A 26,400-nucleotide genomic window follows, 5' to 3' on the forward strand; every position below is an offset into this window, starting at 1 on the left:
AGGATATCGAGATGAGTGAGCCGATCGACGCGGGCAAAGTTAGCGAGGCGGCCGTCGCGCCTCGCGGCGGCAAGCGTGCGCGTGCGCTCGCCGCCGGGTGGCTTTGCGCCGCCGCGGTGGTGCTGGTGGCGGGGTGCGCCGCCCCGGCACCGTCGGCCTCGCTGACGCGCTTCGATCTCGGCCCGCCGACGATCCCTGCCGCGTCGGCCAATGTCGCTGCCAATGCCGGGGACACCACCGCCAACACCGCCGCCAACACCGCCGCCCCGGCATCGGACGTGGCCGCGGCCGGTGGCCTGCGAATGTCGCCGCTGAAAGTGGTGGTCAACGCGCCAAGTTGGCTCGACGTCGACACAATCTACTACCGCTTGCCCGCCAGCGATGGCGATCAGGCTCGCGGGTATGCGAACAGCCGATGGCTGGCGTCGCCCGCGCGGCTCTTCGGGGATCGTCTGCGCGCGGCGTTGTCGGTCGACCGCCCGGTGCTCGCGGCAGGCGATCCGACCGCTGCGCCGGCGCTACGTGTGGAGCTCGAGGAGTTTGCGCAGTACTTCGACAGTGCGTCGACAAGCCACGGCGTTGTCCAGATACGCGCCACGCTGTTCGATGGGCCGAAGCTGCTCGCGCAGACGACGTTACGTGCGCAGGCCCCTGCCGCGAGTGCCGACGCGGCCGGCGGCACCCGCGCGCTTGCCGCGGCCAGCGACGCGGTGCAGACGCAACTGATTCAGTGGCTCGCCGGGCGCGTGCCGGCGCCAACGGCTACGGCCGGGACAGCGGCACGTGCCCGGTCGCCGTTGCCGTCGCGGACGTTGCCTGCCGCGTCGTCGGCCTCGGGCGCGACAGCACGATAGGGCCGTGCCGCCAATGACCGAGCAGGACGTCAAACCCTGGCAACGACGCGCCTCGCCGCTTGCGCGTCAGGCGCTGCTATGCCTGATACTGCTGATCGCCTATGCGAGCCTGTATCCGTTCGAATTCCAGGGTGCGGCGGTGGGGCCGTTCGACTACCTGTTCGCGCCGTTACCTCGCTGGATCACGCAGTTCGACGTGATCACCAACGTGCTCGGATACTTGCCGCTGGGCATGTTGACCGTACTGGCCCTGCATCCGGCCTGGCGGGGCGTGCGGGCCGTCGTCGCCGCCTTCGTGCTCGGCGCATGGCTTTCCGGTGGCATCGAAGCGTTGCAGACGTACTTGCCGACGCGGGTGGCATCGAACGTCGATCTCGCCACGAACGCGCTCGGCGCACTTATCGGCGGCGCCATTGCGGTGCCGCTCACGAGTCCGCTGCTCGATCGGGGATGGCTGCGGCATTTGCGCTTCGCATGGTTCGAACGCCACGCGAGCCTGCTGCTTGTGTTGCTGGCCCTGTGGCCGTGGGCACAGGCTTACCCGCAGCAGTTTCTCTTTGGCGATGGCGATCTGGTGCGCCAAATATGGCTTTGGCAGGATCCCGACGTCACCGGTCGGGTGATCGACTGGGTACCGCGCTTGGGGCAGTTGCAGGACTATCTTTCCGAACTCGATGCCGTCGCCAGTCATGCCCTGTGGGAGACGGTAGTGAGCGCCAGCGGTACCGTGCTGGCCGGGCTGCTCGCCACGCTCGCGATGCGCCGGACGGCACCGCGTGTGCCGTTGTTGTGCGCCATGTTTACCAGCGCGTTCGCGATCAAAGCCATCGCGTCGGCGTGGCAGTTCTCGCCCGCGCAGGCATTCGACTGGGTGACGGCGGGCGCCATTTACGGCGTGGTCATCGGCGCGCTGGTGTTGCTCGTCGCCGGCCGCGGACCGCGTGCGCTGCGCGGGGCTGTCGCGCTGGGCGCGCTTGTCGTGCTGCTGGTGTTCGTCAATCTCCTGCCCGCGAATCCATACTACGAGGCGGCGCTCCAGTCCTGGCGGCAAGGCCGCTACGTTCACTTCAATGTGCTGGCGCGCTGGCTCGCCTGGACATGGCCGTACCTCGTGCTGATCTACCTGCTCGCGATGTTCGATCCGAGCCACCGCGGCCCCGCCCGCACCGCTGGCGTGCGGCGCTAAGGTCTCCCCGGCCTGGCCGAACGGCTTGTTGAGCGGCGCATTGTTGCCAAATCGGCAATAGCGTATTGGCCGCCATCCCATTGGTCCGCAAGCCGGCAACGCCTAGACTCCCATGTAAGGCACGCTGACACTCGGTGTGTCATGACCGCCCGGCATCTTCAGGCAGATCCCGGGCGGTTTTCATTGGCGAGGCGAAGATGAATTCCTGGGGATTGCGGTTGGCACACACGACACGGCAGCGCGTGTTGATGGCCGTGATTGCCGCCGCCACAGGCATTGAAATGCTGGAGAACGGCATGTTCGTGTTCGCGTCGTCCCATATCGCGGGCGGCGTCGGTGCCGCCCCCGAAGAGTACGCGTTTGTCTCGACGCTCTATGCGGTGGCGGGGATCCTCGTCATTCTCAAGCAGCGCTGGCTGGCCTCGCGCCTGGGGTATCGCGCGTTCCTCACCGGCGCGCTCACGCTCATGGCGTTCGGGGCATGGCTGTGCGGCATGGCGCACACGTCGACGCAGCTCGCCGTCGCACGTTTTGTGCTCGGGTTGGGCGCGGGGTCGCTGTTTACTGCCAGCCGGATTCTCATCAACCTGTGTTTCGCGCCGGAGCTTCGGCTCAGGGCGTTGCTCTTCTTTACCTATGGCTTCTTCGGCGGACAAATCTCCGCGCCACTGCTCGCGAGCTATCTCGTCGATCACTTCGTCTGGTCGTCGGTGTTCTTCGCCGTCGTGCCGATCGCGCTTGTGGGGGCGATCGCGTCGTGGCTCGTCATCCCGGACTTTCGCGAGCGCCTGCGCGACGAAGGCGAGTTTGAAATGCGTGGCATCGTCTTCTTCGCCGCCGGCGTGCTGTTCGTCGAAGTCATGATGCAGCGCTCGCGCTTCGACTTCTTCTCCGATCCGCTGCATCTGCTCGAACTCTGCCTGGTGGGGGCGATCTGCGCGATGGGATACATGTGGCATCAGTATTCGCATCACAAGCCGCTGATCGACTTTCGCGTGCTGGTGCGCAATCCGGCCTATGTGCTGGGGCTGGGCGGCTATGCCGTGTACTACTTCTTTTCGTATTCGACGTCGTATCTGTTCCCGATCTACATGCAGCAAGGGCTCAACTGGAGCGTGGAGCACACCGGCTATCTGCAGGCCGTGGCGTCGGTGACGAGCCTCGTCGTGGCCGTGATATACACCCTCGCGCGTCCGAAGTTCGTGCAACTCAAGCCGTTTGTGCTGCTCGGTTACTTGTGCCTCCTCGGCTATGCCTTCCTGCTCTCGCAAAGCTATCAGGGTGTGTCGAGTCAGTGGCTGATCCTGCCGATGGTGCTGAGCGGGCTGGGCGGCGTGTTCGCCATGATTCCCATCGCCGAGCTGACGTTTCGAGGCATGGACGAGTACGTCTTCCAGCACGGCTATCAGACGAAGAACATCGTGCGTCAGTTGGTGAGTTCGATGTCGGTGTCGGTGATGGCCGTGCTGATGCAGGACCGGCAGGCGGTCTTCATGCATCAACTCACGCCGTCGATGACGCCGCTCAACCCGGCGTACAACGCGGCCGTTTCACAAGCGCAACAGGCGTTCGGCGCCAGTGTCGATGCGACGACCGCCGCGCACATGGCGTCGGCCTGGGTGGGCGGCCTCGCGTCGCAACAGGCGCTCGTGCTGGCCTGCGTTAACGTGTTCTTCGGCTTCGCGTGCCTGGCGGCGCTCTGCGCTATCTTTATGGCTGTGCAGCGACGCCTGCGCTAGGCGTACGGCACGCGCCGCCTTGCGCCGCGCCGGACGTCCCGGATTTCGCATTTCCTGATGTCCCGCCATGCTGCGCTTCGTGAGCGCACGGGGGCCGACGCCGCAGTGCCCCGGCAGGTCGGTTAGAATGGCCCGCAATACGTTGCCACTCCGCCAAAGCCCCGACATGGCCACCCAGCCGCAGTACTACCAGCATCACGTGTTTTTCTGCCTGAATCAGCGCGAACCCGGCGCCGATCGCCCGTCCTGCGCCAACTGCAACGCGCAGGCGATGCAGGAGTACGCCAAGGCCAAGGTCAAACAACTCGGCCTGGCCGGTCCCGGCAAGGTGCGGATCAACAAGGCCGGGTGCCTCGATCGCTGCGAGCAAGGACCTGTCGTGGTGATCTATCCCGAAGGGACCTGGTACACGTATATCGACGAAACCGATATCGACGAGATCGTTGAAAAGCATCTGGCGCAAGGCGAGATCGTCGAGCGTCTGCTGATCGACTGATCCCGGCGACACAGGCACGGCCCCGCGCACGGCCCTCGCCGCACTTCAGCCCACCATCGCTCATGAACGCCCAGACTGAACGCTTCACTATCGACGGCCCGGTCGGCGCCATCGAAATCGCCATCGACCGTCCGGCCGGCGCGCCGCGCGGCATCACGCTCGTTGCCCATCCGCACCCGCTGTTCGGCGGCACGCTCGACAACAAGGTCGCCCAGACGCTCGCCCGCGCGTTCGTCCAGCTCGGCTACGCCGTGGTGCGCCCGAATTTTCGTGGCGTCGGCAAGTCGACGGGCGAGCACGACAACGGCATCGGCGAGCGCGACGACTTGCTCGCCGTGATCGACTGGATGCGCCAGCAACCGGGCTGGGAGACATTGCCGCTCGCACTCGCCGGTTTCTCGTTCGGCACCTTCGTGCTCTCGCATGTCGCGAAGACGCTGGAGGCGGCGGGGACCGCCGCGCAGCGTCTGGTATTCGTGGGCACGGCAGCGAGCAATTGGGAGGTGGCGACCGTACCGGCCGACACGCTGGTCATTCACGGCGAACTCGACGACACGGTGCCGCTGCAATCGGTGCTGGACTGGGCGCGTCCCCAGACCTTGCCCGTAGTGGTCATACCGGGCGGCGAACACTTTTTCCACGGTCTGTTACCCCTGCTGAAACAGCTCGTGGTCGACGCGTGGCGTCATTGATACACCCGGGGCGAATTTCGGCCGATTTCGACCGTCGAGGCCCGCCCCGCTGGGGACGTGAAATCACGACGCGTATAATTCGACCCTGAACCTTGTCATGCCGGGTCGGGTCTATGGTTCCGACAGGCATGGCCCCGGCGCTCCGGTGCCGCCGTCTTCTTCGCTGTGCCGCGCGCTCGTCAACGTGTCGGCGGCACGGCGTTTCTTCAAGCGCAGATGCCCCTGAGCCTCACATCGTTTTCCTCATCGCCCATGAAATTCAACGCTTCGCTGTCCCGTGCCGCCGCTGCCGCGGCGCTCGTCGCTTGCGGCTCGCTTGCCTCGCTTCCCGCTCGTGCCCAACAGATTCCGCCGCCGCCGATGTCGGCCACGGCGTGGACGATTGTCGACGTCAACAGTGGTCAGGTGCTGGCCGCCGGTAATGCGGATACGCGCGTGGAGCCCGCGTCGCTCACGAAGATCATGACGTCCTATGTGATCTTCGAAGCCCTGCGCGACAAGCGCATTTCGATGGAGCAGACGGTCATTCCGAGCGATTCGGTTCGCAAGGTGGGTCGCGACGAGTCGCGCACGTTCATCGAGGCGGGCAAGCCGGTTTCGGTGCACGATCTGATCTACGGCATGATCGTCCAGTCGGGTAACGACGCGTCGATCGCGCTGGCCGAACTCGTCGGTGGCTCGCAACAGGGCTTCGTCGAACTGATGAACCGCGCGGCGCAGCGCATGGGGCTGAAGCACACCCATTACGCGAACGTCGACGGGCTGACCGATCCGCAGCATTACACGACCGTGGCGGATATCGCGGCGGCGTCGACGCACCTGATTCAGGACTTCCCCGAGTACTACAAGATTTACGCGGAGAAGAGCTTTACGTACAACAACATTCGCCAGCCGAACCGTAATCGTTTGCTGTACCTCGATCCGACGGTCGACGGCCTGAAGACCGGCCACACGAAGGAGGCGGGTTACTGCCTCGTGGCGACGGCGTCGCGTCCGATGCCGGGGGCGGCGGGCGTCAACCGCCGCGTGTTGTCCGTGGTCGTGGGCGAGCCGACCGAGCGCGCGCGCGTGCAGGACAGCCTCTCGGCCCTGAACTACGGCTACCAGAACTTCGACACGCTGCGTGTGTACGGCGCCAATCAGGTCGTGGCCACGCCCAAGGTCTGGAAGGGCAAGGACAGCGAGCTGAAGATCGGCGTGAAGAAGGACACCTTCATCACCGTGCCGAAGGGCACCGCCGACAAGATCAAGCCGCAACTCGAACTGCGTGAGCCGCTGATCGCGCCGATCGCCAATGGGGCGCAGGTCGGTACCGTCAAGGTCATGGCCGACGGCAAGTCGCTGGCCGAATTCCCGGTTGTGGCCCTCGCCGACGTTGCGCAAGCCAGCTTCGTCGGCCGCGCATGGGACGCGCTGCGCCTGATGTTCGTGAAGAAGTAAGCATGGATAACCCCACCGTCTGGCTCAATGGCGACCTGATCCCGCTCGGCGACGCGAAAATCTCCGTCCTCGATCGGGGTTTCCTGTTCGGCGACGGCATCTATGAAGTCGTGCCGGTCTATCGCGGCAAGCCTTTCCGGCTTGCGCAGCATCTGGACCGGCTCGAGCGCAGCCTCGCCGAGATCCGCATCGCGAACCCATACACACGCGCCGAATGGGAGGCGCTCTTCGCGCGCCTGTCGGCCACATGTTCGGCCGATCCGCACAGCGTCTATGTGCAGGTCACGCGCGGCGTGGCACCGCGTCAGCACGCATTTCCGAAGGACATCGTGCCTACGGTGTTCGGCATCGCAACCCCGCTCACGCTGCCCAGCCGCGACAAAGTGGCGCACGGCGTGGGCGCGGTCACGCATGAGGATCGACGCTGGTTGAATTGCCATATCAAGTCGACGTCGCTGCTGGGCAACGTGCTGATGGCACAGTACGCCGCCGATCACGACGTTCAGGAAACGATCCAGTTCCGTGACGGGAATCTGACCGAGGCGTCGTCGAGCAATGTGTGGGTCGTCAAGGGCGGTGAAATGTTTGCGCCGCCGCGCGACAATCGTATTCTGGAAGGGATTCGCTACGGCGTGCTCGAAGGACTTGCACGCGAATGCGGCATCCGGTTCCATGAGTGCCCGGTCAGCGAAGCGGACGTGCGCAACGCCGACGAGCTGCTCATCACGTCCGCGACCAAGGAAGTGCTGGCGGTCGTCACGCTTGACGGCAAGCCCGTGGGCGATGGCCGGCCGGGCCCCGTCTTCCAGGCGCTGTATGCCGCGTATCAACGCGCCAAGGAGGCATTGTGACCCTGGACAAGAAGGAAAGCCTGCTGGCGTTTCCGTGCGACTTTCCCATCAAGGTGATGGGGACGACGCAGGACGGTTTCGCCGACGCCATCGTGGCATTGCTGCGAGAATTCGATGCCGAATTCGACGCGGCGACCGTGGAGATGCGCCCGTCCAGCACGGGCAAATATCTCGGCCTGACCGTCACGGTGCGCGCCCACTCGAAAGCCCATCTCGACGATATCTATCGCGCGCTGACTGGGCATCCGATGGTCAAGGTGGTGCTGTAAGCGTGCACCGCGTGTGAGGCGCAGGCGACGCACGCAGGCGCCTCACGAACGCGCTTGCGGTACGCGCATCACGCGTGCGTCGGTGCGCCGTCGTCGGGCGGCGATGAGGCCGTGCGCCCCGGTTGGATGCCCGGTGCGGGCTCACCCGCAGTGGTGACCATGTCGGCCTCCCAGTCGACCGATGTTGGGCGCGCCGGGCGGCGCTGCATGTCCTTCACCGACTCGAACGCCTTCAACTCTTCCAGAAACCACGTTCTGAACGCCTGAACACGCTGCGTTTCCAGCACGGCGGGCGGACACACGAAGTAATAATCCCAGTCACACGGCGTATCGACGTCGGACAGCCGGACAAGGCGTCCCGCCATGATGTCGCCCACGGCCAGCGAGCGGCGTACGAGCGCCAGCCCCTGGCCGACGATGGCCGCTTGCGACAACATGCCGGAATCTTCGTACATCATGCCCTGCGTCGGCTCGGGCAGATCAAAGCCCGCCGCCGCGAACCACGGCGCCCACGGCTCGCCTTCAGAGCGCAGCAACGTGCTGCGGCGGAATTCTTCCGCCGTCTTCGGCAGATGCCCCTGGTTGTATGACGGGCTACAGGCCGGGAAAAACACATCGTCGAGCACTTTCTCAATGTGCAGCCCTGGCCAGTTGCCCTTGCCCATGCGCAGGGCGACGTCCACATCCTCGCGCTCGAAGTCGATCAACTGGGCACTGCACCGCAACTCCACTTCCAGCTCCGGATGCCGGTCAATGAAGCGCCCGATGCGTGGTGTGAGCCACCGGCTCGCAAACGACGGCATGGTGGTCAGTACCAGCCGCCGCTCGCTGCGCGTGCCCGCTTGCAACTTGCGCGTCGCCTGGGCAATGTCGCCGAGCGCGGTACGGATCGACGCGGCGTACTGGCGTCCCGCCGGCGTGATGCTGATGCGTTTGCCGTTGCGCGCGAAAAGCGTCGTCCCCAACTCTTGCTCCAGCGCGCGAATCTGATGGCTGATGGCGCCGTGCGTGACGAACAGTTCTTCTGCCGCGCGCGAAAAGCTTTCCAGGCGGGCCGCCGCCTCGAAGGCGCGCAGGGCGCTCAGGTTGGGAAGTCTCCGAATATCCATGTGAGTTTTGTTAGCAACGCCGTGAAAATATGTCGTTTGGTGCAGCGCCCGCCAGTCCCTATGATTCAGTCATTGTCTCGCACTGAGTGGGGGTCGTAAAATGCAAAACAATTTAACAAAGGTGCAGTACTTCTACGGTATCCGCCCCGGGGACGTAATCAGCCTCGACCTGCATCACGAGCATACGCTGGTGGCACGCGGCGCGGCGGTTTGGGTTACGCGTGCAGGCGATCCGCGCGATTACTGGCTCATGCCCGGTCAGCGTCTCGCCGTCGAACCGGGTCGCCGTTACTGGATGTCGTCCGACGGGGTGGCGGAAGCCGAGCTGCAGCGTGAAGTGGCGCACCGTTTCTCACTGGCTCGTGTGCTGCGCCGGTGGCTCGCCGGGCGCCGGGCATCGCGCGCAGCGAACGCCTGCGCGGCCGCCGCCTGACGAACGCCGGTCGTGGGTCCGGCGCGCAGGTTTGGCGCGCGGGGTCATCGACATCGCGCGCCCCTTGGCCTTCGTTGCCAACGGGCGCGCGTTTCATTTCAGAGGGTGACGTCGACGTCGTCGATGTGTCAATGGAATTCACAACAATCTGCGCGATGAGCTGAATGCCCGCAGAGCGTAACTACGCCGGAGAAGCCGCCATCTCGCGCCCGCGAGCGCGGCTTCGAGCACGACTGCGCCGGTTTCGTTAAAATTGCGGGCATGACCTCCCCGATCGAAGTGTGCTGGCGCGGCACCGAAGACTACGCCGCGTCGTTCGACGCCATGCGCGCGTACACCGACACGCGTGGCGCGTACGGCCCCGACCAGCTCTGGATCGTTCAGCATCCGCCTGTCTACACGCTTGGACTGGCCGGCGACCCCGCTCACTTGCTCGTTTCGAATACCGGTATTCCGCTCGTCAAGGTCGACCGTGGAGGCCAGATCACATATCACGGCCCAGGGCAGGTGGTGATTTACCTGCTCGTGGATCTGCGCCGGCGCAAGCTCGGCGTGCGCGAAATGGTGCGTTTGATCGAGCAGGCGGTGATCGACACCCTGGGCGCGTATAATCTCGACGTTGAGCGCCGGGCCGGCGCACCGGGAATCTATGTGAGCCCGGGCGACGGTGCCGCAGCGCATGCCGGTGCGAAAATCGCCGCGCTCGGGTTGAAGATCCGCAACGGATGCAGTTATCACGGCGTGTCGTTGAACGTTGCGATGGATCTGCGGCCGTTCGACTGGATCAATCCGTGCGGCTATGCCGGCCTGCAAACCGTAGACATGGCCACGCTCGGCGTGGCCCCCCGCTGGGACGAAGTGGCCGCGCGACTGGCGCAGCAACTCGGTCATCATCTCGAACAGCACACCGCGTCGGCCGAAGCCGCGCCGCAGGCCGATCCGGCCCCCAGCGCAAACGCCGCCGCCTGATTGGACGTCTGGAAAGCCCCCAACATGACCACCACCGTGACTCAGAACGACACCGCGAACAAGGAAGTTCGCACGATCGACGGCGACTACGACGCCACCGCCAAGCAAAAGTCGCAAGCCAAGACGGCCCGCATCCCGATCAAGGTCGTGCCGATCGAACGTCTGAAGAAGCCGGACTGGATCCGCGTGAAGGCGGCCACCCATACGTCGCGTTTCTACGAGATCAAGCAGATCCTGCGCGAGCACAACCTGCACACGGTGTGTGAAGAGGCGAGCTGCCCGAACATCGGCGAGTGCTTCGGCAAGGGCACGGCCACGTTCATGATCATGGGCGACAAGTGCACGCGCCGCTGCCCGTTCTGTGACGTCGGCCACGGCCGCCCGGATCCGCTCGACGTCGACGAGCCGATCAACCTCGCGAAGACCATCGCCGCGATGCGCCTGAAGTACGTGGTGATCACGAGCGTCGACCGCGACGACCTGCGCGACGGCGGGGCTCAGCACTTCGTCGACTGTATCCGCCACGTGCGCGAGCTGTCGCCGCAAACCCGCATCGAAATCCTCACGCCCGACTTCCGCGCGCGTCTCGATCGCGCGCTGGGCATTCTGAATGCGGCGCCGCCCGACGTGATGAACCACAATCTCGAAACGGTGCCGCGTCTGTACAAGGAAGCGCGCCCGGGGTCGGACTACCAGCACTCGCTCACGCTCCTGAAGGAATTCAAGGCGAAGCATCCGGACGTGTCCACGAAGTCGGGCCTGATGGTCGGCCTGGGCGAGACGGACGAAGAAATCCTGGAAGTGATGCGCGATCTTCGTGCCCACAACGTCGACATGCTCACGATCGGCCAGTATCTCCAGCCGTCGGAGCACCATCTGGCGGTACGTCGTTACGTCACGCCGGACACGTTCAAGATGTTCGAGGAGGAGGCCTACAAGATAGGCTTCACGCATGCGGCCGTCGGCGCGATGGTGCGCTCGAGCTATCACGCCGACGTGCAGGCGCACGAAGCGGGTGTGGCCGACGCTATCTGATTCGCCAGCGTCACCTCGTCGTCAGACACAGAACGCGGGCCGTCGAAAGACGGTCCGCGTTTTTGTTTGCCTTTCAATTACGACGCGTCACAGGATGGGCTCGGTTCAATACGCAATACGCGCGCACAAGTGGGCCCATGCTGACTAAGTCGCTCCAAATGTGTCGCTATCTGCGGTGAACGTCGACGAATCGGGCGCCTCACCCGCCAGTCGCGCCTCATCGCGCCACGAAATATGCTGTAACAACCCTCACCTTGTCGGTTCTCCGGCATTGTTTCAGAATATTGAAACCTTGTTTTGCTTGACAAAACAATGCGGCTGTCATGGGAATTCGCGAACAGACGTTCCCGACGCACGCGAGGAGACTGCATGTCCCGTCAGGTCACCGAGGGCCGATATTTTGTGGAAGCGCCACAAGGGGGCCTGGGGAGGCGCTTGCCTCTGGTGATCGACGCACCGCACAGCGGGCATGTGTTTCCCCCCGATTTCGACACCATTGCGCCGACGGCTGCGATTCTTGCGTGCGGCGATGCTTACGTCGACGAGCTGTGGTCCGTGGTCACGCATCACGGTGCGACGCTCGTTGCCGCGCTTTTCCCGCGCGCCTACATCGACGCGAACCGCGCCGAGCACGACATCGATCCCGAATTGCTCGCAAGCCTGTGGCCGCACGACGCGCGTCCGCAAGCCTATAGCGAGCGCGGTGTCGGCCTGCTGCATCGGTTTGCCGCGCCGAACGTGCCGCTCTACGACCGGCGACTGTCGGTGGCCGAAGTCGAGCGGCGTATTCATGACTATTACCTGCCCTACCGTCACGCCCTGCGCGATGTGCTCGATGCCGCCTGGCAGCGGCACGGTGCGGTCTGGCACCTGAACTGTCAGTCGATGCGTTCGCGCGGCGGGGCGCTCGATGTCGATGCCGGCATGTCGCGTGCCGACGTGCTCGTGAGCGACGGCGGTGGGACCACGGCCGATCCGGCCTTCTCGCGCTGGATCATTGCCGAGTTCACGCGACTGGGCTATCGCGTGGCGTACAACACCCCGTGCGGTGAGGACGGCGGCGGCGATCTGGTGCGTCACTTCGGACGTCCCGAGGCGCGGCGCCACAGTGTGCAGATCGAGCTGAATCAGGCGCTTTATCTGAATGAATCGCGCGTGGAGAAGCATGACGGCTTCTCCACGCTGCAATCGCAACTTGGCCAATTCGCGGCGGCGCTCGCCGCCTATGCCGAACAACATAGTGAGGATGTTTGATGGACTATACAGTCGCTTCGGTCGATACGGCGCTTACGCTGCTGTCGCTGGTCGGGGAGTGTCCTGGCCTGGGTGTGACGGAACTGGCGCATCGCGCCGGCCTGAACAAGTCGCGCGCCTTTCGTCTGCTGGCAACGCTCGAGCAGCACCGCTGGGTGGTGCGCGAAGGCAGCCCGGTGACCTATGTGCTGGGCGCTCAGGCGTTGGTGTTGGGCGTGGCCGGGCACGAGCAGGTCAATCTTGTGAAGGTCGCCCATCGCCATCTTCAGGTGCTCAATCGCGCGCTGAACGAGAATATCCAGCTTCGCGTACGCGACGGGCTTGAGTCGCTGTGCGTGGCACGCGTCGAGTCGACCCACGAGTTGCGCGTGCACGGCGTGGTCGGCAATCGTCGTCCGCTGTATGTCGGCGCATCAGGCCGCGTGCTACTGGCATTCGCGTCCGACGATGTTCGCGCGCAGGTGCTGGGCCGTCCGCGCAAGCGCTACACCGCAGGCACGCTCATCGAGCGCGACGAGCTGGCTGCCGAGCTACTCAACGTGCGCCGTCAGGACTGCGCGGTGAGCTTCGGTGAACTCGCGCCCGAGGCCGTATCGGTCGCGGTGCCGGTGCGCGATGCCTCCGGCGAAGTGATCGCGTCGCTGTCGGCGTCTGGTCCGTCGTCGCGCATGACGCGGGCGCTGCTGCCCGACATCTCGTCGCGCCTGTCGGCCTGTGCCACCGAGATCTCGGCTGCACTGGGCTATCAGACGCCCCTGCCGGAAGCGCTGTCCGCCTGAGCGAGTGGTCGGGCCGTGTCGTTGATGCGACCTCGGGATTTGCCCTGGCGCCTTGTGCGACACACTGCGCGTCGTGGATTTTCTGGAAATCCAGAAAGTTTATGACGTCGTTTTCCAGGTTTCCGTATTATCGATCTTCGGGTTTTCCACAGCTTCCATTATTAAAATCAAAGACTTGCGTTGTTGGCATGGGTATTGCTTTTGTAGAGTACGTGCTGCCGCATGATCCGGCGTCCCTACGGGAATCCAGACGTGCCAGGCAAGCCGACCTAATAAGAGAGGAGACCTTATGTTCAAGCAATGTCTTGCCGCTGCGGCACTGTGCGCAGCTTCGCTACACGCGTTTGCCGACGACGTCGTGCGTCTGGGGAATCTGAAGTTCGCCCACTACGGCGCAGTGTCGTACATGAAGGTCATCGGGCCGAAATACGGCCTGAAGATCGAGGAGCGGATGTTCGCCAAGGGGGTGGACATCATGCCGGCGATTGTGGCGGGGCAGGTCGACGTGTCGGCAAGCGCGCTGGATGCCGCAATTGCGGGGCGTGCGCAGGGCGCGCCGATCTACGCCGTGGCCGGGTTCGCGAAGGGCGGTGTGCGCCTCGTGGCGAAGAAGGGCTTGCCGATCACCAAGGTGGCCGACCTCAAGGGAAAGAAAGTGGGCGTGGCCCGTGGCGGTGCCCAGGAGTTGATTCTGTACGCCGAGTTGGCCAAGGCCGGCCTGACGTGGTCGGACAAGCCGGGCAAGGACGTGCAGATCCTCTTCATGGCCTACGCCGACCTGAACCAGGCGCTTGCCGCCGGCAGCATCGATGCGATGTGCCAGTCGGAGCCGCAGGCGTCGCAGGCCATCAACAAGGGCTTCGGCGTGGAAGTGCTCAAGCCGTACGACACGCCGCTCGGCGAACCGGTGCGGGCGCTCGTGATCACCGAGAAGCTCTACAAGGAAAAGCCGGACGTGGCGCAGCGCCTGATGTATGCGTTCGTCGAAGCCACCAACTTCTTTATCCAGCATCCGCAAGCGGCCGAGAAGTTCGTGCGCGAGGACATGTTCAAGAACCAGATCACGCCGCAGGACTTCTCGGATGCCATCGGCAACTCGCCGTATAGCTACGACCTGAGCACCTCGCACGTACAGCTCACGACCGACCTGATGAAACAGTATGGCGTGGGCCGGCTGCAGGATCCGGTGCCGAAGGCGGACGACTGGGTCAAGCTCGACCTGCTCGCCAAGGCGAAGACCCAACTGAACATCAAGTAAAGCGAGGCGAACGGATGGCCGCTGTCCTTGCTTCTTCGGGCGCCACGCGCACCGCGCGCATGATGCGCGGTGTGTTGATTCCGCTCGCGGTCGTGGTGATCTGGCAGATCGTCACGGGCCTCGGGTGGATCAACCCGATCATTCTTCCGTCGCCGCTGGCGGTTGTCGCCAAGTGGTGGCAATACCTCAAACCGACCGTAACGATGGCCGACGGCGTCGGCGCGTGGCTGAATTCGAGCGAATTGCTCATGGACGCCGCCAACAGCCTGTATCGCGTGGTCATGGGCTTCCTCGTGGGCGCGGTGATCGCGTTGCCGCTCGGCCTGCTCATGGGCACCAGCAGCCGCATTTACGGGCTGTTCAATCCGCTGGTGCAGGTGGTGCGCCCGATTCCCCCGATCGCCTACATTCCGCTGGCCATTCTCTGGTTCGGCCTGGGCAATCCGCCGGCGTTCTTCCTGATCGCGCTCGGGGCGTTTTTCCCTGTGCTGATGAATACCATCGCAGGCGTACGTCACGTCGACGGCATCTATCTGCGCGCGGCCCGCAACCTCGGGGCGAGCCAGTTCACGATCTTTCGCCGCGTCATCATGCCGGCGGCGACGCCGTACATCCTGTCGGGCATTCGCATCGGCATCGGCACGGCGTTCATCGTTGTGATCGTGGCCGAGATGATTGCCGTGAACAACGGGCTCGGCTACCGCATTCTGGAAGCACGCGAGTACATGTGGTCCGACAAGATCATCGCCGGCATGCTGACCATCGGTCTGCTCGGCCTGGTGATCGACCTCGGCATGGATCGTCTCAACAACCACCTGCTCAAGTGGCACCGTGGTCTCGAAACCAAGTGAGGCGAGCGACATGCTGATCGAAATTGAACACGTGGGTAAGCAGTTCCCGATTCCGGGCGGTGTCGTCGACGCGCTCAAGGACATCGACCTGACCATCGGCGCGGGGGAGTTCGTCTGCCTGCTGGGACCGTCGGGCTGCGGCAAGTCGACGCTGCTCAACGCGCTGGCAGGATTCGTGCAACCGACCTCGGGCGCCATCCGTATCGACGGTCGTGCGCATGCGGCGGCCGAGCCGGGCCCGGATCGCGGCATGGTGTTCCAGGAGTACGCACTGTTTCCGTGGATGACGGTCGCGCAGAACATTGCGTTCGGGCTGGAAATCAAGGGGATGCGCCGCGCCGAGATCAACGAGCGCGTGGACCTGCTGCTCGGCAAGCTCAACCTGCGCGAGTTTCGCGACCGGTTTCCGCGCGATCTGTCGGGCGGCATGCGCCAGCGCGTGGCGATTGCCCGCGTGCTCGCGCTCGACAGCCCGATCCTGCTCATGGACGAGCCGTTCGGCGCGCTCGACGCGCTCACACGACGCACGTTGCAGGACGAGCTGCTGCGCATCTGGGAGGAGTTCAAGAAGACGATCATTTTCGTCACACACAGCATCGAGGAGTCGATCTATCTGGCCGACCGGGTCGTCGTCATGACGTACCGGCCGGGCACGGTCAAGCGAGACATGGTCATCGACCTACCCCGTCCGCGCGATACGGCAGGCAGCGAATTCAATGAATTGAAGAAGTCGCTGGCCCAGATGGTGATGGAGGAGCAAATGCGCTTTGCGCAAAGCGAAATTCGCGGCGTCACCGCGGATTGATAACAAGGGCGGTGGCTTGCCCCGCCGCCTGAAGAGGAAACAACATGCAAACTCAGACCAAAAAACCCTTCTACCGCATCCTGTACGTACAGGTGCTGATCGCCATCGTCATCGGCATCGTGCTCGGTCACTTCAAGCCCGATCTAGCCGTGCAGATGAAGCCGCTCGGCGATGCGTTCATCAAGCTGATCAAGATGATCATCGGCCCGGTGATCTTCTGTACCGTCGTGACCGGTATTGCCGGCATGGAAGACATGAAGAAGGTCGGCCGCGTCGGCGGCAAGGCGATCCTTTACTTCGAAATCGTCTCGACGTTTGCGCTGGTCATCGGTTTGGCGGCGACGCACATCCTGAAGCCGGGTGCGGGGTTCAACGTCGACATCAATACCCTCGATCCGAAGGCGATTTCCGGTTATGCCGCGAAGGCTGCCCACGGCGAGACGTTCGTCGACTTCCTGATGCACCTGATCCCGAGCACGATCACCGACGCGTTCGCCAAGGGTGAGATTCTGCAGATCCTCGTGATCGCCATCCTGTTCGGCGCCGCCCTGAGCATGATCGGTGAGCGTGGCCGCGTGGTGACGAACTGGATCGACAGCGTCTCGGGCGTGCTCTTTCGCGTGGTGCACATCATCACCAAGGTTGCGCCGCTGGGCGCCTTCGGTGCGATGGCCTTCACGATCGGCAAGTACGGCATCGCCTCGCTGGTGCCGCTCGCCAAGCTCATGGGCACGTTCTACCTGACGTCGTTCCTGTTCGTGATCGTCGTGCTGGGTCTGATCGCCAAGTTCACGGGCTTCTCGATCTTCCGTTTCCTCGCCTACATCAAGGAAGAGCTGCTGATCGTGCTGGGCACCAGCTCGTCGGAAGCCGCGCTGCCCCAACTGATGGAGAAGATGGAGAACGCCGGTTGCTCGAAGTCGGTGGTGGGTCTGGTGATTCCGACCGGTTACTCGTTCAACCTCGACGGCACCAACATCTACATGACGATGGCCGTGCTGTTCATTGCGCAAGCGACCAACATTGACCTGACCTGGGGCCAGCAGCTCACGCTGCTCGCCGTGGCGATGCTGACCTCGAAGGGCGCGTCGGGCGTGACCGGCGCCGGCTTCATCACGCTGGCTGCCACGCTCGCCGTGATCCCGACGATTCCGGTGGCCGGGATGGTGCTGATCCTCGGTATCGACCGCTTCATGAGCGAGTGCCGTGCGCTGACGAACCTCGTCGGCAACGGCGTGGCGACCATCGTCGTGTCGGCCTGGGAAAAGGAACTGGACCGCAAGCAGCTCGCGCAGGCCATGTCCAAGAACCGCGAACCTGAGCTGGCCTGACGGCCGGCGGCGGCGGGTGCAGGAGCGTCACGTGAGTCGTTTCGCGTGACGCCACCGGCCCCCCCGCCAACGCAAGATTCGCCACCGGGCGGCGCGGCACAGGCACAATAGCGCCTGAGCTTCGCCGCCCGGTGGTCCTTTGGTTTTTCCTGGTTTTGCGATGACGACAGGCGGCACGACCGCGCCGCCTGCCGCCATCGCCAGAACCGGCCGTCATCGACGTCGACAAGGCGTACGCTGCGACCCAATGGCCACTCAGCACGACAACCCGATTCGCCCACGCGAGCGCCAGGCACCGGCAGGTGCCTCCGCTTCACGTACGGACGTTTCGCCCCCCCGGCGCGACGAAGTCCCCATCGATTTCGAGAGGACCGTGCCGATGCGCCGTTGGTCGTGGATCGCCGTCATGCTGTTGGCGAGCGTTCTGTTCTGCTGGTTGACGTACGCCCTGAGCTGGCAGCGCGGCGTGACCGACCTGCGCGTGAACGCCGGCGCGCGGGTCGAGCGCTACGCGGGCAGTCTGCGCAGCACCGTCGATCGCTACGAATTCCTGCCGTACTTGCTTTCGCTGCATCCGGATGTGCGCGATCTGTTGCTTCATCCGAACGATCCCGCGGTCGTGCAGCGCGCCAACGATTATCTGTTCGACGTGAACCAGCGCGCCAAGGCGTCGGCCGCCTATGTGATCGACGCGAACGGGATCGCGCTGGCCGCGAGCAACTGGCGCGAGAAGGCCACGTTCGTGGGGCAGCAATATCGTTTTCGCCCGTACTTCATCGATGCGATCCGGGGCGCACTGGGCCGTTTCTATGGCGTGGGTACGACGTCGGGCGAGCCAGGGTACTTCGTCTCGCAGCCGATTGTGGTGGATGGCCAGATTCGCGGCGTCGTGGTCCTCAAGCTCAACCTGGAGTGGTTCCAGCGTGCAGGTGCCGACGCCTCCGAGCCCGTCGTCGTGGCCGACGATCACGGCGTGATATTCCTGTCGTCCGAGCCGCGCTGGCAGTATCGGGCGCTCGCACCGCTCACCCCCGCGGTGAAGGCGGCGCTCGACAGCTCGCGTCAGTACTACAACCAGCACATCACGCCGCTCGCCTGGAGCGAGGACGAGCGGCTCGACGCCGACGGCGAGGTCGTGACCGTGCGCGACGGACGCGGCGCCGGCAAGATGCGCCGCTTTCTTGCTGTGCAGCGCAGGCTGGGCGAGCCGAATTGGACGCTGATGTACTTCGCGCCGCTCGATCAGGTGATCGCCAACGCCCGGATCGCGGCGGTGGCGGCGGGCTGTCTCGCGGCGTTTACCTGCTTGCTGGGGGTGGCATGGAACCAGCGGCGTCAGCGCGTACGCGACATGCTCAAGAGCCGTGAGCTGTTGCAATCGGCGTACGCGGAACTGGGCGAGCGCGTGGCCGAGCGCACCGCCGATCTGCAGTCGGCCAATGAACGCTTGCAGACCGAGGTGCAGGAGCGCTCGCGCACCGAGCACGAACTGCGCGAGGCACAGAGCGAACTCGTGCAGGCGTCCAAACTCGTGGCGCTGGGGCAGATGGCCGCAGGTATCACGCACGAACTCAATCAGCCGCTCTCGGCGCTGCGCAGCTTTTCCGACAACACACGCGTGTTGCTCGAACGTGCCGAGTATGGGGCGGCGCAAGAGAACCTGGAGGCCATCGCGTCGCTCACCGATCGCATGGGCAAGATCACCGGACAACTGCGGCTCTTCGCAGGCCGCGCACGCCGTGGCGACATGGAGGCGTCGGTGCGCCGCGCGCTCGACAATACGGTGACGCTGCTGCGCGGGCGTCTGGAGGACATCCCATTGACGACGACGTTTGCCGACGGATTAGACGACGTGTACGTCGCCTGCGAAGGACTGCGTCTCGAGCAGGTGCTGATCAATCTGGTGGGTAACGCTATCGACGCGGTAGGAAGCGTTTCCAGCCCGCAGGCACCGCCGTCGATCTGGATCGATGTGGAGGCCGACGACCTGTGGGTGCGCATTTACGTGCGCGACAACGGGCCGGGCATTTCTGAGGCACATATGCCGCGACTGTTCGAGCCGTTTTTCAGTACCAAGGAGGGGGGGCAGGGCATGGGGCTCGGACTCGCCATCTCGTCATCCATCGCCCAGGAGAACGGCGGCCAGTTGGTCGCACGCAACGTTCCTGGCGGTGGCGCAGAATTTCTCGTGACGCTGCGCCGCGTGCAACGCACCGGCGCGACAATCGCATGATGTACAAGAACCTTCAGATCTTATTTGTCGAAGACGACGAACTCGTGCGGCGTGCCACGCTGCAGAGCCTGCAACTCGCCGGACTCGACGCCTTCGGGCTTGCCTCGGCCGAAGCCGCGCGCGAACGCATCACGCCGGATTTCGCCGGCATCGTCGTGTCGGACATTCGCCTGATCGGCATGAGCGGACTTGAGCTGCTCTCGCATCTGCGTCAGCACGCGCCCGAGGTGCCCGTGATCCTCGTGACCGGTCACGGCGATATTTCGATGGCCGTTCAGGCGATTCGCGACGGTGCCTACGACTTCATCGAGAAGCCGTTTGCGCCGGACCGTCTGATCGAATCGGCCAAGCGTGCGTTGGAAACGCGCAAGCTCATGCTGGAGAACCAGGCGTTGCGGCGCGAACTGGCGGAACAGGGCGGCCGCGCCTCGCGCATCATCGGGCGCAGTCCGGCAATGGAGACGCTGCGCACGCTCATCGCCAACGTGGCGATGACCGATGCGCCGGTGCTCATCAACGGCGACACGGGGACGGGCAAGGAGCTGGTGGCGCGCAGTCTGCATGAACTGTCGCGCCGCCGCGATGCGCCGTTCGTCGCGCTGAACTGCGGCGCGTTGCCCGAGGCGATTTTCGAGAGCGAGATGTTCGGTCACGAGGTGGGCGCGTTTACCGGCGCGGCCAAACGTCGCATCGGAAAGCTTGAACATGCGTCGGGCGGCACGTTGTTTCTCGACGAGATCGAGAGCATGCCGCTTGCGTTGCAGGTCAAGCTGCTGCGCGTTTTGCAGGAAGGTGTGCTGGAACGGTTGGGCTCGAATCAGTCGGTGCGTGTCGACTGCCGCGTGGTCGCTGCTGCGAAGGGCGATATGGAAGCGCTGGTGCGCGAGGGCACATTCCGTCGCGATCTGTATTACCGGCTGAATGTGGTGACGCTGGCGTTGCCGCCGCTGCGCGAGCGTCGCGAGGATATCCTGCCGCTGTTCGAGCACTTCATGCTGGACGCCGCCGTGCGCTATGGACGTCCGGCGCCCGTGGTCTCGGATCGGATGCGTCAGGAGCTGATGCAGGCAGACTGGCCGGGCAACGTGCGCGAGCTTCGCAATGCGGCGGATCGTCTGGTGCTCGGTGTGGCGAGTGCGCCCGAGGGCGACTCGCTCGCGCCGCTGCCGCTCAAGGAGCAGGTGGACCGCTTCGAGCGCGCCGTGCTGCAAGAGGCGCTGGAGCACAGCAAGGGCAACGTGGCGGCGACGGCCGAGGCGCTGCACGTGCCCAAGGCGACGCTGTATGAAAAGCTCAAGCGTTACGGACTTCACACGCGCAGTCAGGGCGAGGGCGGCGACAGCGGGCGTTGAGGGGACTCGGTGATGCAGGACGCCGAATTCGGCGACAAAACAAAAGCGCCCCGAAGGGCGCTTGCGTTGAGGCGAGGGAGGCCAGGCGATTCGGTGACGTGGCCCGGAGCCGCGACGTCAAGCCTGCTTGCCCAGTGCCGTCTCGATGAGTTTGTCGAGTTCCGCATATTCCGGCTCGCCCACGTATTGCTTGAGCACCTTGCCATTGCGATCCACGACGAAGGTCGTCGGCGTGAGCTGGACGTTGCCGTACTGCTTGGCCACGCTGCCGTCGGAATCCATCGCCACCTTGAACGGCAGTTGACGCGACTGCGCATAGTTCACCACGTACATCGGCGGGTCGTAGCTCATGGCAACCGCCACGAATTCCAGCCCTCGGCCTTTGTACTTCTCGTACGTCTGCACCATCGACGGCATTTCCTTCATGCACGTTGTGCAGCTCGTCGCCCAGAAGTTGACGAGATAGACCTTGCCCTTGAGTTGCTCGGTGCCGAGCGTTTGTCCCGAGAGCAGCGTGAACGTCGCGTCGGGCGCGCGCTTCTGTCCAACAAACGTGAAATACCCAGCGATCGCCACGATTGCGACGATCGCAATGGCGAGGATCTTGCTCATGGGAGACTTGCGGGGGGTCGTAGCGCTCATGACACAGCCGTGCGGGCGGATTGTTCAATGGGTGACGACGATTCTACTCTGATTTCCAACCGGGTTTCTGCCGCCCCGATTCTGCTGCTTCGATTCCACGGCCCCGATTCCGCAGCCCCGATTCTCAGCGCGTTGCGGCGGCGCGGCCGGCGCGTAGCTGGGTGCGGCCCTGCGCGATGGCGTTGTCGAGATAGGCGCCATAGAAGTCGGGGAGTCCTGCGCCGATCAGCGGGTCGGCGACGGGGTGTCCGCTCGTATCGAGGAACAAAACCGTCGGCGACACCTTCACGCCGTGAGCGCGCGCCCAGGCAACGCCCGTCGTCGTCGAGCCGTCGAACTCGCGCACCGGCGCTGTGCTGTCCATGCCGATCTCGCGCACCTCGTATTTGCCGCCGCGCACGAGCGGCGCAAGTTCGCGCTGGCGGATCGGGCCACAATAGACGCAGTCGCGCAGCGATACCAGCACGATCAGCGGGGTGTCGAGCGAAGCGGCACGGCGGGCGTGAGCGGCGAAGTCCGTCGCCAGCGGCACGCTGGCCTGTGCTTGCACCGCACGCGCCCCGTCGTTCTGCGCGGGCGTTGCCGACCCGCCGCCGCCGTCACGCGGTGACGTGACGCCCGCGGTTTGCGCCGACGCGAAATTCCCCGCGGCAGGGCGCGGGCTACCATCCGATGCCGGCGCCGCGACAGCCGCGCCAATGGCGAAGCCCGTCGTCAGCACCGCCAGCCCCCGCATCAGGCGACCGGTCCTTTGCCGGGGCGCAGGGGCGTGGCACCCGGGCTTGAGCGCCAGCGCGGATGCAATCGCCCCGCGTGTGTCGCAGACGTCGGTAGGCAATGGGCGGGATGAGGCGGCCGTGGTGGGTTCCATGCCGCCGATGATACCGGGATCTGCAACGGCGCGTTTTTCGTGTCGCAACACATGGCGGATAATGGCAATCTCCTTCCCTTCAGGCTCATCCTCCTGTCTATGAATCGCGTTATCCGTGTCTACGTCATGCTTGCCGCGGCCATGGTGCTCGCCGCCTGTTCCCCTCGCTACGATTGGCGCGAGGTGCACGACAAAGACGGCGGGTATGCCGCAACCTATCCCGCCAAACCGACGCAGGACGCGCGCGAAGTGAAGTTCGCCTCCGGCCCACTGCCTATGCGCATGCAAGCTGCCCGCGTCGATGCGGCACTCTTCGCCGTGGGCGTGGTGACGCTGCCCAAGGACGACGCAACGCTACGTCAAGCAGTCCTCGCCGAGTTGCAGCATGGCTTGCTCGCGAACGTGAACGACGGGGCCGCCGCGCCGGTGCAGGTCATGGTGCGTCAGGCGGGCGACGCGCCTGCGATTCCCGGACTGGGCGTATCCGCGCAAGGCAAGGCCAGCGACAAGACGGAGCGTTACGTTGCCGCCCGTTTCGTCGGTCGCGGCAATCACGTTTATCAAGTGGTCGTGCTGGCGACGAAGGCTCCCGCGAAGGACCAGGTCGACCAATTTCTCGATTCGTTCACGCTGGAGTGATCGCCGCTGCGCCTCGCGCCCGTTACGATGACGGGGCTTCGCGGTATTGCACGGCCTCTGCGACGTGATGGGCATCGATATCGCCAATGCCTGCGAGATCGGCTACCGTGCGCGCCACGCGCAGCACGCGATGATAGGTGCGTGCCGACCAATGGTGTTGCGTCACTGCGCGGTGCAGAACGTCCTGCGCGTTCGGCTGCAGGGCGCATTGCGCCTCCAGCGCACGGCTCGACAGGCCGCAGTTCAATTGGCCCTGGCGAGATAGCTGGCGCTCCCGCGCCTGCCTGACGCGTGTCGCCACGACTTCGCTGCGCTCGCCGCTGGCCGGCGCGGCGAATGTCTCGGCGCTCAGCGCCGGCACTTCGACGTGCAGGTCGATGCGATCGAGCAGCGGGCCCGAGAGACGATTGCGATATCGCGCCACGGCCTCGCTCGTACAGCGGCAATTGCGCGACGGATGTCCCAGGTCGCCGCACGGGCACGGGTTCATCGCGGCCACGAGTTGAAACGCGGCGGGGAACGTGGCGTGTCCGCCCGCGCGGGAGATCGTGACATGGCCCAACTCCAGCGGTTCGCGCAGGACTTCGAGCACGCGGCGCTGAAATTCAGGGAGTTCGTCGAGAAAGAGCACCCCGCGATGGGCCAGACTGATTTCACCGGGCCGCGGCGCGCTACCTCCGCCCACCAGCGCCGCGGCCGACGCCGTATGATGCGGCGCGCGAAACGGTCGCCGGCCCCAGTGGCGCATATCGAATCCCTGTGCGCTCAGGCTGGCCAGCGTGGCGGCCTCCACGGCCTGCGCCTTGCTCAGCGCCGGGAGCAGTCCCGCGAGCCGCGTCGCCAGCATCGACTTGCCGGTACCCGGTGGGCCGTAGAACAAGATGTGATGTCCGCCTGCCGCCGCAACTTCCAGGGCGCGCTTGGCGTGCTCTTGTCCCTTGATATCGCCCAGGTCGGGGAGGTCGCTTGCTTGCGCGACGCCGCTGTCGGCCGACGCCGCCAGCGCCAGTGGGACAACGGCGCGCGGCAGCGGCGTCGCCACGTCGGGCTCGGCGAGATGCGCGCAGACATCGAGCAAGGTGCGCGCGCCATAGACCGTGGCGCCCTCCACCAATGCGGCTTCCTGCGCGCTTGCCGCGGGCAGCACGAGCGCACGCGCCGACGGTTCGGCCAGCATGGCGCTCGCCATCGCCAATGCCCCGCGAACCGGACGCAACTCGCCGGTGAGCGACAACTCTCCCGCAAACTCGTGCGAGCGCAATCCGATGTCGGGGAGCTGACCGCTGGCCGCGAGGATGCCAAGCGCAATCGGCAGATCGAAGCAGCCAGACGCTTTGGGTAAATCGGCCGGCGCCAGATTGACCGTGATGCGCCGGGCGGGAAATTCGAACCGGCTGTTCTGCAACGCAGAGCGCACGCGCTCCCGGCTTTCCTTGACCTCGGTATCGGGCAGGCCGACCAGCGACAGGCCGGGCAGCCCGTTCGCCAAGTGCACTTCGACGGTGACCGCGCGGGCCGCCATCCCCGTGATCGCACGGCTGCTGACAACTGCCACTGACATCTCTCCTCCTTCGAACTATTGCGACGCATCACATCGATGTCGATAGTCGTCGCAGAACGCCGCGGCGCACAATGTTCAATCGGAGGAAATCGGGGGCGTGGAGGGTGTTTTCGGAGCGACGGCACCGACGGTTCGGCAAGGTCCGCTACGATTTAGGAGGATTCTGATCTCAGACTGAGAATCGGGAAGTGACGACACGCGGCAGTTGGGTGCGCCGCAGCGGGGCATGGCGTTGGCCTTCGGCCGCCGAAGATGACAAAGGGCGCCCACGCGCCCCTTGTGTTTCGTCAGTCTTGCGCTTCGTTGCGCAGGCCTTCGAGTTCGGCCACGCGCTTTTCGAGCGCCTCGAGTTTTTCGCGCGTGCGCGCGAGCACCTGCGCCTGCACGTCGAACTCCTCGCGGGTCACCAGATCGAGCCGGTTAAAGCCCTGGTTGAGCAGGCTTTTGACGTTGCGCTCGATATCCTTGGCGGGGGATTGCTTGAGCAACTCACTCACCTTGGCTTGCATGTCTTGCAGGATCTCGTTCGGTTTCATAAGCCTTCCTCTCTTCGATTCTTCGCACCAACGTGGTGCTTGCACCGTCAGTGTGCTTCGGCGCGCCGGTCTGACCGGTGCAAGGTGGTGCATCAGGGCGGCCGCCAACGTTGGCGCAACTCTAACACCGTTTCCTGCACCCAGCCAGCGCACACAACGGCGCAACCGTTACCCGGCAAGGATTTGATCTCGTTCGACACGCTGGGTTGTCGCCGGTGCCGGCACCGGCGCGCCACTTTGTCCCCGCAATTTTGCCAATTTTTTATCCCGGAATTTGCATCTTGCGCATCGCAGCGCATGGGGATGCGAGACCTGGCACGAGAGTTGCTGTACTCAGGTCAGAAACTGCCGCACGCTGCACCAAAACGTTAGATAACAACTCAGGGGAAAGTGATGAAGAAAGTGTCAACTGCGATGGCTGGCGTTGTGTTCTCCAGTGCGATGGCGATGTCTGCCGGCGCTTTTGCGCAGACGAGCGCCGATGGCGCGGCGCCCGCCACAGCGGCGAGTGCCGCGGCCGAACCGCTGACCGTGACCGCCAACATCGGTCTGTTCTCCGACTACCGCTTCCGCGGGATCTCGCAAACGGGCAAGCGCCCGGCGGTGCAGGGCGGTTTCGATATCGCACACGAATCCGGACTGTATGCGGGCGTATGGGCGTCGAACATCAGCTGGATTTCGGATGGCAATTCGGCGGTGAGCGCGCCGATCGAAATGGATTTCTACGGCGGCTGGAAGAAGGAAATCATCCCGGACTGGACCATCGATGTCGGGGGCCTGCAGTACTACTACCCGGGCACCTATCCGTCCGGGGCCTTCTTCCCGCGTCCGCATACGTTCGAACTGTATGCCGCCCTGGGCTGGAAAACCGTAACGCTGAAGTACTCGCACTCCATGACCCGTTTGTTCGGCCTCGTGAGTCCGGACGGCCAGGATACGTCGAACAGCGGCTACCTCGACCTCACGGCAACCTATGACATCGGCGTCTGGGGCCTCTCGGCGGTGGGTCACGTGGGGCATCAGTGGGTGCACAACTTCAGCGCGGCTGGCTACACCGACTGGAAGATCGGCCTGTCGAAAGACCTGGGCAAGAACTTCTCCGTGTCGGTCGCCTACGTCGATACGAACGCCAACGAGAAGTACTACACCGCCGCGAATTCCGGCAAGGTACTCTCCAAGGCGACGGTCGTCGTGGGGTTGTCGAAGACATTCTAA

General features: G+C 64.5%; 26 protein-coding genes. 21 read left to right on the forward strand and 5 right to left on the reverse strand.

Annotated features, from left to right (window positions below):
• The first annotated feature begins 11 nt into the window (after positions 1-11).
• The 8 genes from OYT13_RS02105 to OYT13_RS02140 all read left to right on the forward strand — a co-directional run bounded on the left by OYT13_RS02105 (position 12) and on the right by OYT13_RS02140 (position 7,527).
• Complete coding sequence (locus tag OYT13_RS02105; protein WP_268567187.1) at positions 12-854, forward strand: ABC-type transport auxiliary lipoprotein family protein; 843 nt, start codon at positions 12-14, stop codon at positions 852-854.
• Between the two features lie 13 nt (positions 855-867).
• Positions 868-2,040 (forward strand): VanZ family protein, encoded by a 1,173-nt coding sequence (locus tag OYT13_RS02110; RefSeq protein WP_017235593.1) that lies wholly within the window; start codon positions 868-870, stop codon positions 2,038-2,040.
• Between the two features lie 197 nt (positions 2,041-2,237).
• Positions 2,238-3,779, forward strand: coding sequence for an MFS transporter (locus OYT13_RS02115; RefSeq protein ID WP_261939322.1), 1,542 nt, complete (start codon positions 2,238-2,240; stop codon positions 3,777-3,779).
• A gap of 166 nt (positions 3,780-3,945) precedes the next feature.
• Positions 3,946-4,275 carry a (2Fe-2S) ferredoxin domain-containing protein gene (locus OYT13_RS02120; protein WP_017235595.1) on the forward strand — a complete coding sequence of 110 codons (330 nt, stop codon included), beginning with the start codon at positions 3,946-3,948 and terminating at the stop codon, positions 4,273-4,275.
• A gap of 62 nt (positions 4,276-4,337) precedes the next feature.
• Positions 4,338-4,967: an alpha/beta hydrolase gene (locus OYT13_RS02125; protein ID WP_017235596.1), complete on the forward strand. Its 630-nt coding sequence runs from the start codon at positions 4,338-4,340 to the stop codon at positions 4,965-4,967.
• Positions 4,968-5,219: 252 nt separating this feature from the next.
• Complete coding sequence (locus OYT13_RS02130; protein WP_150562233.1) at positions 5,220-6,407, forward strand: D-alanyl-D-alanine carboxypeptidase family protein; 1,188 nt, start codon at positions 5,220-5,222, stop codon at positions 6,405-6,407.
• 2 nt (positions 6,408-6,409) lie between these two features.
• Complete coding sequence (locus OYT13_RS02135) at positions 6,410-7,258, forward strand: D-amino acid aminotransferase (RefSeq protein WP_017235598.1); 849 nt, start codon at positions 6,410-6,412, stop codon at positions 7,256-7,258.
• 56 nt (positions 7,259-7,314) lie between these two features.
• A complete protein-coding gene (locus OYT13_RS02140; RefSeq protein WP_051060344.1) occupies positions 7,315-7,527 on the forward strand; it encodes a DUF493 family protein in 213 nt (70 codons plus the stop codon).
• Between the two features lie 68 nt (positions 7,528-7,595).
• Here the strand turns inward: OYT13_RS02140 and OYT13_RS02145 are convergent, their stop codons facing one another.
• Positions 7,596-8,636: a transcriptional regulator GcvA gene (locus OYT13_RS02145; RefSeq protein WP_261939320.1), complete on the reverse strand. Its 1,041-nt coding sequence runs from the start codon at positions 8,634-8,636 to the stop codon at positions 7,596-7,598.
• A 100-nt stretch (positions 8,637-8,736) separates the two neighbouring features.
• On the opposite strand from OYT13_RS02145, the gene OYT13_RS02150 reads away from it, so the two are divergent.
• The 11 genes from OYT13_RS02150 to OYT13_RS02200 all read left to right on the forward strand — a co-directional run bounded on the left by OYT13_RS02150 (position 8,737) and on the right by OYT13_RS02200 (position 20,936).
• Complete coding sequence (locus OYT13_RS02150; protein WP_017235601.1) at positions 8,737-9,069, forward strand: DUF2917 domain-containing protein; 333 nt, start codon at positions 8,737-8,739, stop codon at positions 9,067-9,069.
• A gap of 261 nt (positions 9,070-9,330) precedes the next feature.
• The gene (gene lipB, locus OYT13_RS02155; protein ID WP_017235602.1) at positions 9,331-10,038 is read left to right on the forward strand and encodes a lipoyl(octanoyl) transferase LipB; all 708 of its coding nucleotides are present in this window, start codon (positions 9,331-9,333) and stop codon (positions 10,036-10,038) included.
• A gap of 24 nt (positions 10,039-10,062) precedes the next feature.
• Positions 10,063-11,073: a lipoyl synthase gene (lipA, locus tag OYT13_RS02160; protein WP_268567188.1), complete on the forward strand. Its 1,011-nt coding sequence runs from the start codon at positions 10,063-10,065 to the stop codon at positions 11,071-11,073.
• Positions 11,074-11,442: 369 nt separating this feature from the next.
• Positions 11,443-12,327: an N-formylglutamate amidohydrolase gene (locus OYT13_RS02165; protein WP_268567189.1), complete on the forward strand. Its 885-nt coding sequence runs from the start codon at positions 11,443-11,445 to the stop codon at positions 12,325-12,327.
• Entirely contained in the window at positions 12,327-13,106 is a 780-nt protein-coding gene (locus OYT13_RS02170) for an IclR family transcriptional regulator (RefSeq protein WP_017235605.1), read from the forward strand. The genes OYT13_RS02165 and OYT13_RS02170 overlap by 1 nt, the downstream gene beginning before the upstream one ends.
• A 289-nt stretch (positions 13,107-13,395) precedes the next feature.
• A complete protein-coding gene (locus tag OYT13_RS02175; protein ID WP_017235606.1) occupies positions 13,396-14,364 on the forward strand; it encodes an ABC transporter substrate-binding protein in 969 nt (322 codons plus the stop codon).
• Positions 14,365-14,378: 14 nt separating this feature from the next.
• Entirely contained in the window at positions 14,379-15,215 is an 837-nt protein-coding gene (locus OYT13_RS02180; protein ID WP_017235607.1) for an ABC transporter permease, read from the forward strand.
• A 10-nt stretch (positions 15,216-15,225) separates the two neighbouring features.
• On the forward strand, positions 15,226-16,020 hold the full coding sequence (locus tag OYT13_RS02185; RefSeq protein WP_017235608.1) for an ABC transporter ATP-binding protein: 795 nt from the start codon (positions 15,226-15,228) through the stop codon (positions 16,018-16,020).
• Between the two features lie 44 nt (positions 16,021-16,064).
• Entirely contained in the window at positions 16,065-17,351 is a 1,287-nt protein-coding gene (locus tag OYT13_RS02190) for a dicarboxylate/amino acid:cation symporter (protein WP_017235609.1), read from the forward strand.
• Positions 17,352-17,598: 247 nt separating this feature from the next.
• On the forward strand, positions 17,599-19,584 hold the full coding sequence (locus tag OYT13_RS02195; protein ID WP_268567190.1) for a sensor histidine kinase: 1,986 nt from the start codon (positions 17,599-17,601) through the stop codon (positions 19,582-19,584).
• A complete protein-coding gene (locus tag OYT13_RS02200; RefSeq protein WP_017235611.1) occupies positions 19,581-20,936 on the forward strand; it encodes a sigma-54-dependent transcriptional regulator in 1,356 nt (451 codons plus the stop codon). The genes OYT13_RS02195 and OYT13_RS02200 overlap by 4 nt, the downstream gene beginning before the upstream one ends.
• A 117-nt stretch (positions 20,937-21,053) precedes the next feature.
• On the opposite strand, the gene OYT13_RS02205 is transcribed toward OYT13_RS02200, so the two are convergent.
• Together OYT13_RS02205 and OYT13_RS02210 are read right to left on the reverse strand one after the other, a co-directional pair.
• Complete coding sequence (locus tag OYT13_RS02205) at positions 21,054-21,578, reverse strand: TlpA disulfide reductase family protein (RefSeq protein WP_268567191.1); 525 nt, start codon at positions 21,576-21,578, stop codon at positions 21,054-21,056.
• Between the two features lie 124 nt (positions 21,579-21,702).
• Positions 21,703-22,449 (reverse strand): hypothetical protein, encoded by a 747-nt coding sequence (locus tag OYT13_RS02210; RefSeq protein ID WP_268567192.1) that lies wholly within the window; start codon positions 22,447-22,449, stop codon positions 21,703-21,705.
• Between the two features lie 99 nt (positions 22,450-22,548).
• Here OYT13_RS02210 and OYT13_RS02215 point away from each other — a divergent pair, with 99 nt between their 5' ends.
• On the forward strand, positions 22,549-23,088 hold the full coding sequence (locus tag OYT13_RS02215; RefSeq protein ID WP_017235614.1) for a hypothetical protein: 540 nt from the start codon (positions 22,549-22,551) through the stop codon (positions 23,086-23,088).
• Positions 23,089-23,110: 22 nt separating this feature from the next.
• On the opposite strand, the gene OYT13_RS02220 is transcribed toward OYT13_RS02215, so the two are convergent.
• Both OYT13_RS02220 and OYT13_RS02225 read right to left on the reverse strand, forming a co-directional pair.
• Positions 23,111-24,649: a YifB family Mg chelatase-like AAA ATPase gene (locus OYT13_RS02220; RefSeq protein WP_261939317.1), complete on the reverse strand. Its 1,539-nt coding sequence runs from the start codon at positions 24,647-24,649 to the stop codon at positions 23,111-23,113.
• 287 nt (positions 24,650-24,936) lie between these two features.
• Positions 24,937-25,185: an accessory factor UbiK family protein gene (locus OYT13_RS02225; protein ID WP_017235617.1), complete on the reverse strand. Its 249-nt coding sequence runs from the start codon at positions 25,183-25,185 to the stop codon at positions 24,937-24,939.
• Positions 25,186-25,578: 393 nt separating this feature from the next.
• Between OYT13_RS02225 and OYT13_RS02230 the strand changes: the two genes are divergently transcribed.
• Positions 25,579-26,400, forward strand: a complete 822-nt coding sequence (locus tag OYT13_RS02230) for a TorF family putative porin (RefSeq protein WP_017235618.1) — start codon at positions 25,579-25,581, stop codon at positions 26,398-26,400.

The sequence above is a fragment of the Pandoraea sp. XJJ-1 genome, assembly GCF_026802345.1.
GTDB lineage: Bacteria > Pseudomonadota > Gammaproteobacteria > Burkholderiales > Burkholderiaceae > Pandoraea > Pandoraea cepalis.

Bases quoted from the DNA above. Each gene is read 5' to 3' on its own strand.
- OYT13_RS02105 (WP_268567187.1), top strand. From the start codon at position 12: ATGAGTGAGCCGATCGACGCGGGCAAAGTTAGCGAGGCGGCCGTCGCG.
- OYT13_RS02110 (WP_017235593.1), top strand. From the start codon at position 868: ATGACCGAGCAGGACGTCAAACCCTGGCAACGACGCGCCTCGCCGCTT.
- OYT13_RS02115 (WP_261939322.1), top strand. From the start codon at position 2,238: ATGAATTCCTGGGGATTGCGGTTGGCACACACGACACGGCAGCGCGTG.
- OYT13_RS02120 (WP_017235595.1), top strand. From the start codon at position 3,946: ATGGCCACCCAGCCGCAGTACTACCAGCATCACGTGTTTTTCTGCCTG.
- OYT13_RS02125 (WP_017235596.1), top strand. From the start codon at position 4,338: ATGAACGCCCAGACTGAACGCTTCACTATCGACGGCCCGGTCGGCGCC.
- OYT13_RS02130 (WP_150562233.1), top strand. From the start codon at position 5,220: ATGAAATTCAACGCTTCGCTGTCCCGTGCCGCCGCTGCCGCGGCGCTC.
- OYT13_RS02135 (WP_017235598.1), top strand. From the start codon at position 6,410: ATGGATAACCCCACCGTCTGGCTCAATGGCGACCTGATCCCGCTCGGC.
- OYT13_RS02140 (WP_051060344.1), top strand. From the start codon at position 7,315: ATGGGGACGACGCAGGACGGTTTCGCCGACGCCATCGTGGCATTGCTG.
- OYT13_RS02145 (WP_261939320.1), bottom strand. From the start codon at position 8,636: ATGGATATTCGGAGACTTCCCAACCTGAGCGCCCTGCGCGCCTTCGAG.
- OYT13_RS02150 (WP_017235601.1), top strand. From the start codon at position 8,737: ATGCAAAACAATTTAACAAAGGTGCAGTACTTCTACGGTATCCGCCCC.
- lipB (WP_017235602.1), top strand. From the start codon at position 9,331: ATGACCTCCCCGATCGAAGTGTGCTGGCGCGGCACCGAAGACTACGCC.
- lipA (WP_268567188.1), top strand. From the start codon at position 10,063: ATGACCACCACCGTGACTCAGAACGACACCGCGAACAAGGAAGTTCGC.
- OYT13_RS02165 (WP_268567189.1), top strand. From the start codon at position 11,443: ATGTCCCGTCAGGTCACCGAGGGCCGATATTTTGTGGAAGCGCCACAA.
- OYT13_RS02170 (WP_017235605.1), top strand. From the start codon at position 12,327: ATGGACTATACAGTCGCTTCGGTCGATACGGCGCTTACGCTGCTGTCG.
- OYT13_RS02175 (WP_017235606.1), top strand. From the start codon at position 13,396: ATGTTCAAGCAATGTCTTGCCGCTGCGGCACTGTGCGCAGCTTCGCTA.
- OYT13_RS02180 (WP_017235607.1), top strand. From the start codon at position 14,379: ATGGCCGCTGTCCTTGCTTCTTCGGGCGCCACGCGCACCGCGCGCATG.
- OYT13_RS02185 (WP_017235608.1), top strand. From the start codon at position 15,226: ATGCTGATCGAAATTGAACACGTGGGTAAGCAGTTCCCGATTCCGGGC.
- OYT13_RS02190 (WP_017235609.1), top strand. From the start codon at position 16,065: ATGCAAACTCAGACCAAAAAACCCTTCTACCGCATCCTGTACGTACAG.
- OYT13_RS02195 (WP_268567190.1), top strand. From the start codon at position 17,599: ATGGCCACTCAGCACGACAACCCGATTCGCCCACGCGAGCGCCAGGCA.
- OYT13_RS02200 (WP_017235611.1), top strand. From the start codon at position 19,581: ATGATGTACAAGAACCTTCAGATCTTATTTGTCGAAGACGACGAACTC.
- OYT13_RS02205 (WP_268567191.1), bottom strand. From the start codon at position 21,578: ATGAGCGCTACGACCCCCCGCAAGTCTCCCATGAGCAAGATCCTCGCC.
- OYT13_RS02210 (WP_268567192.1), bottom strand. From the start codon at position 22,449: ATGGAACCCACCACGGCCGCCTCATCCCGCCCATTGCCTACCGACGTC.
- OYT13_RS02215 (WP_017235614.1), top strand. From the start codon at position 22,549: ATGAATCGCGTTATCCGTGTCTACGTCATGCTTGCCGCGGCCATGGTG.
- OYT13_RS02220 (WP_261939317.1), bottom strand. From the start codon at position 24,649: ATGTCAGTGGCAGTTGTCAGCAGCCGTGCGATCACGGGGATGGCGGCC.
- OYT13_RS02225 (WP_017235617.1), bottom strand. From the start codon at position 25,185: ATGAAACCGAACGAGATCCTGCAAGACATGCAAGCCAAGGTGAGTGAG.
- OYT13_RS02230 (WP_017235618.1), top strand. From the start codon at position 25,579: ATGAAGAAAGTGTCAACTGCGATGGCTGGCGTTGTGTTCTCCAGTGCG.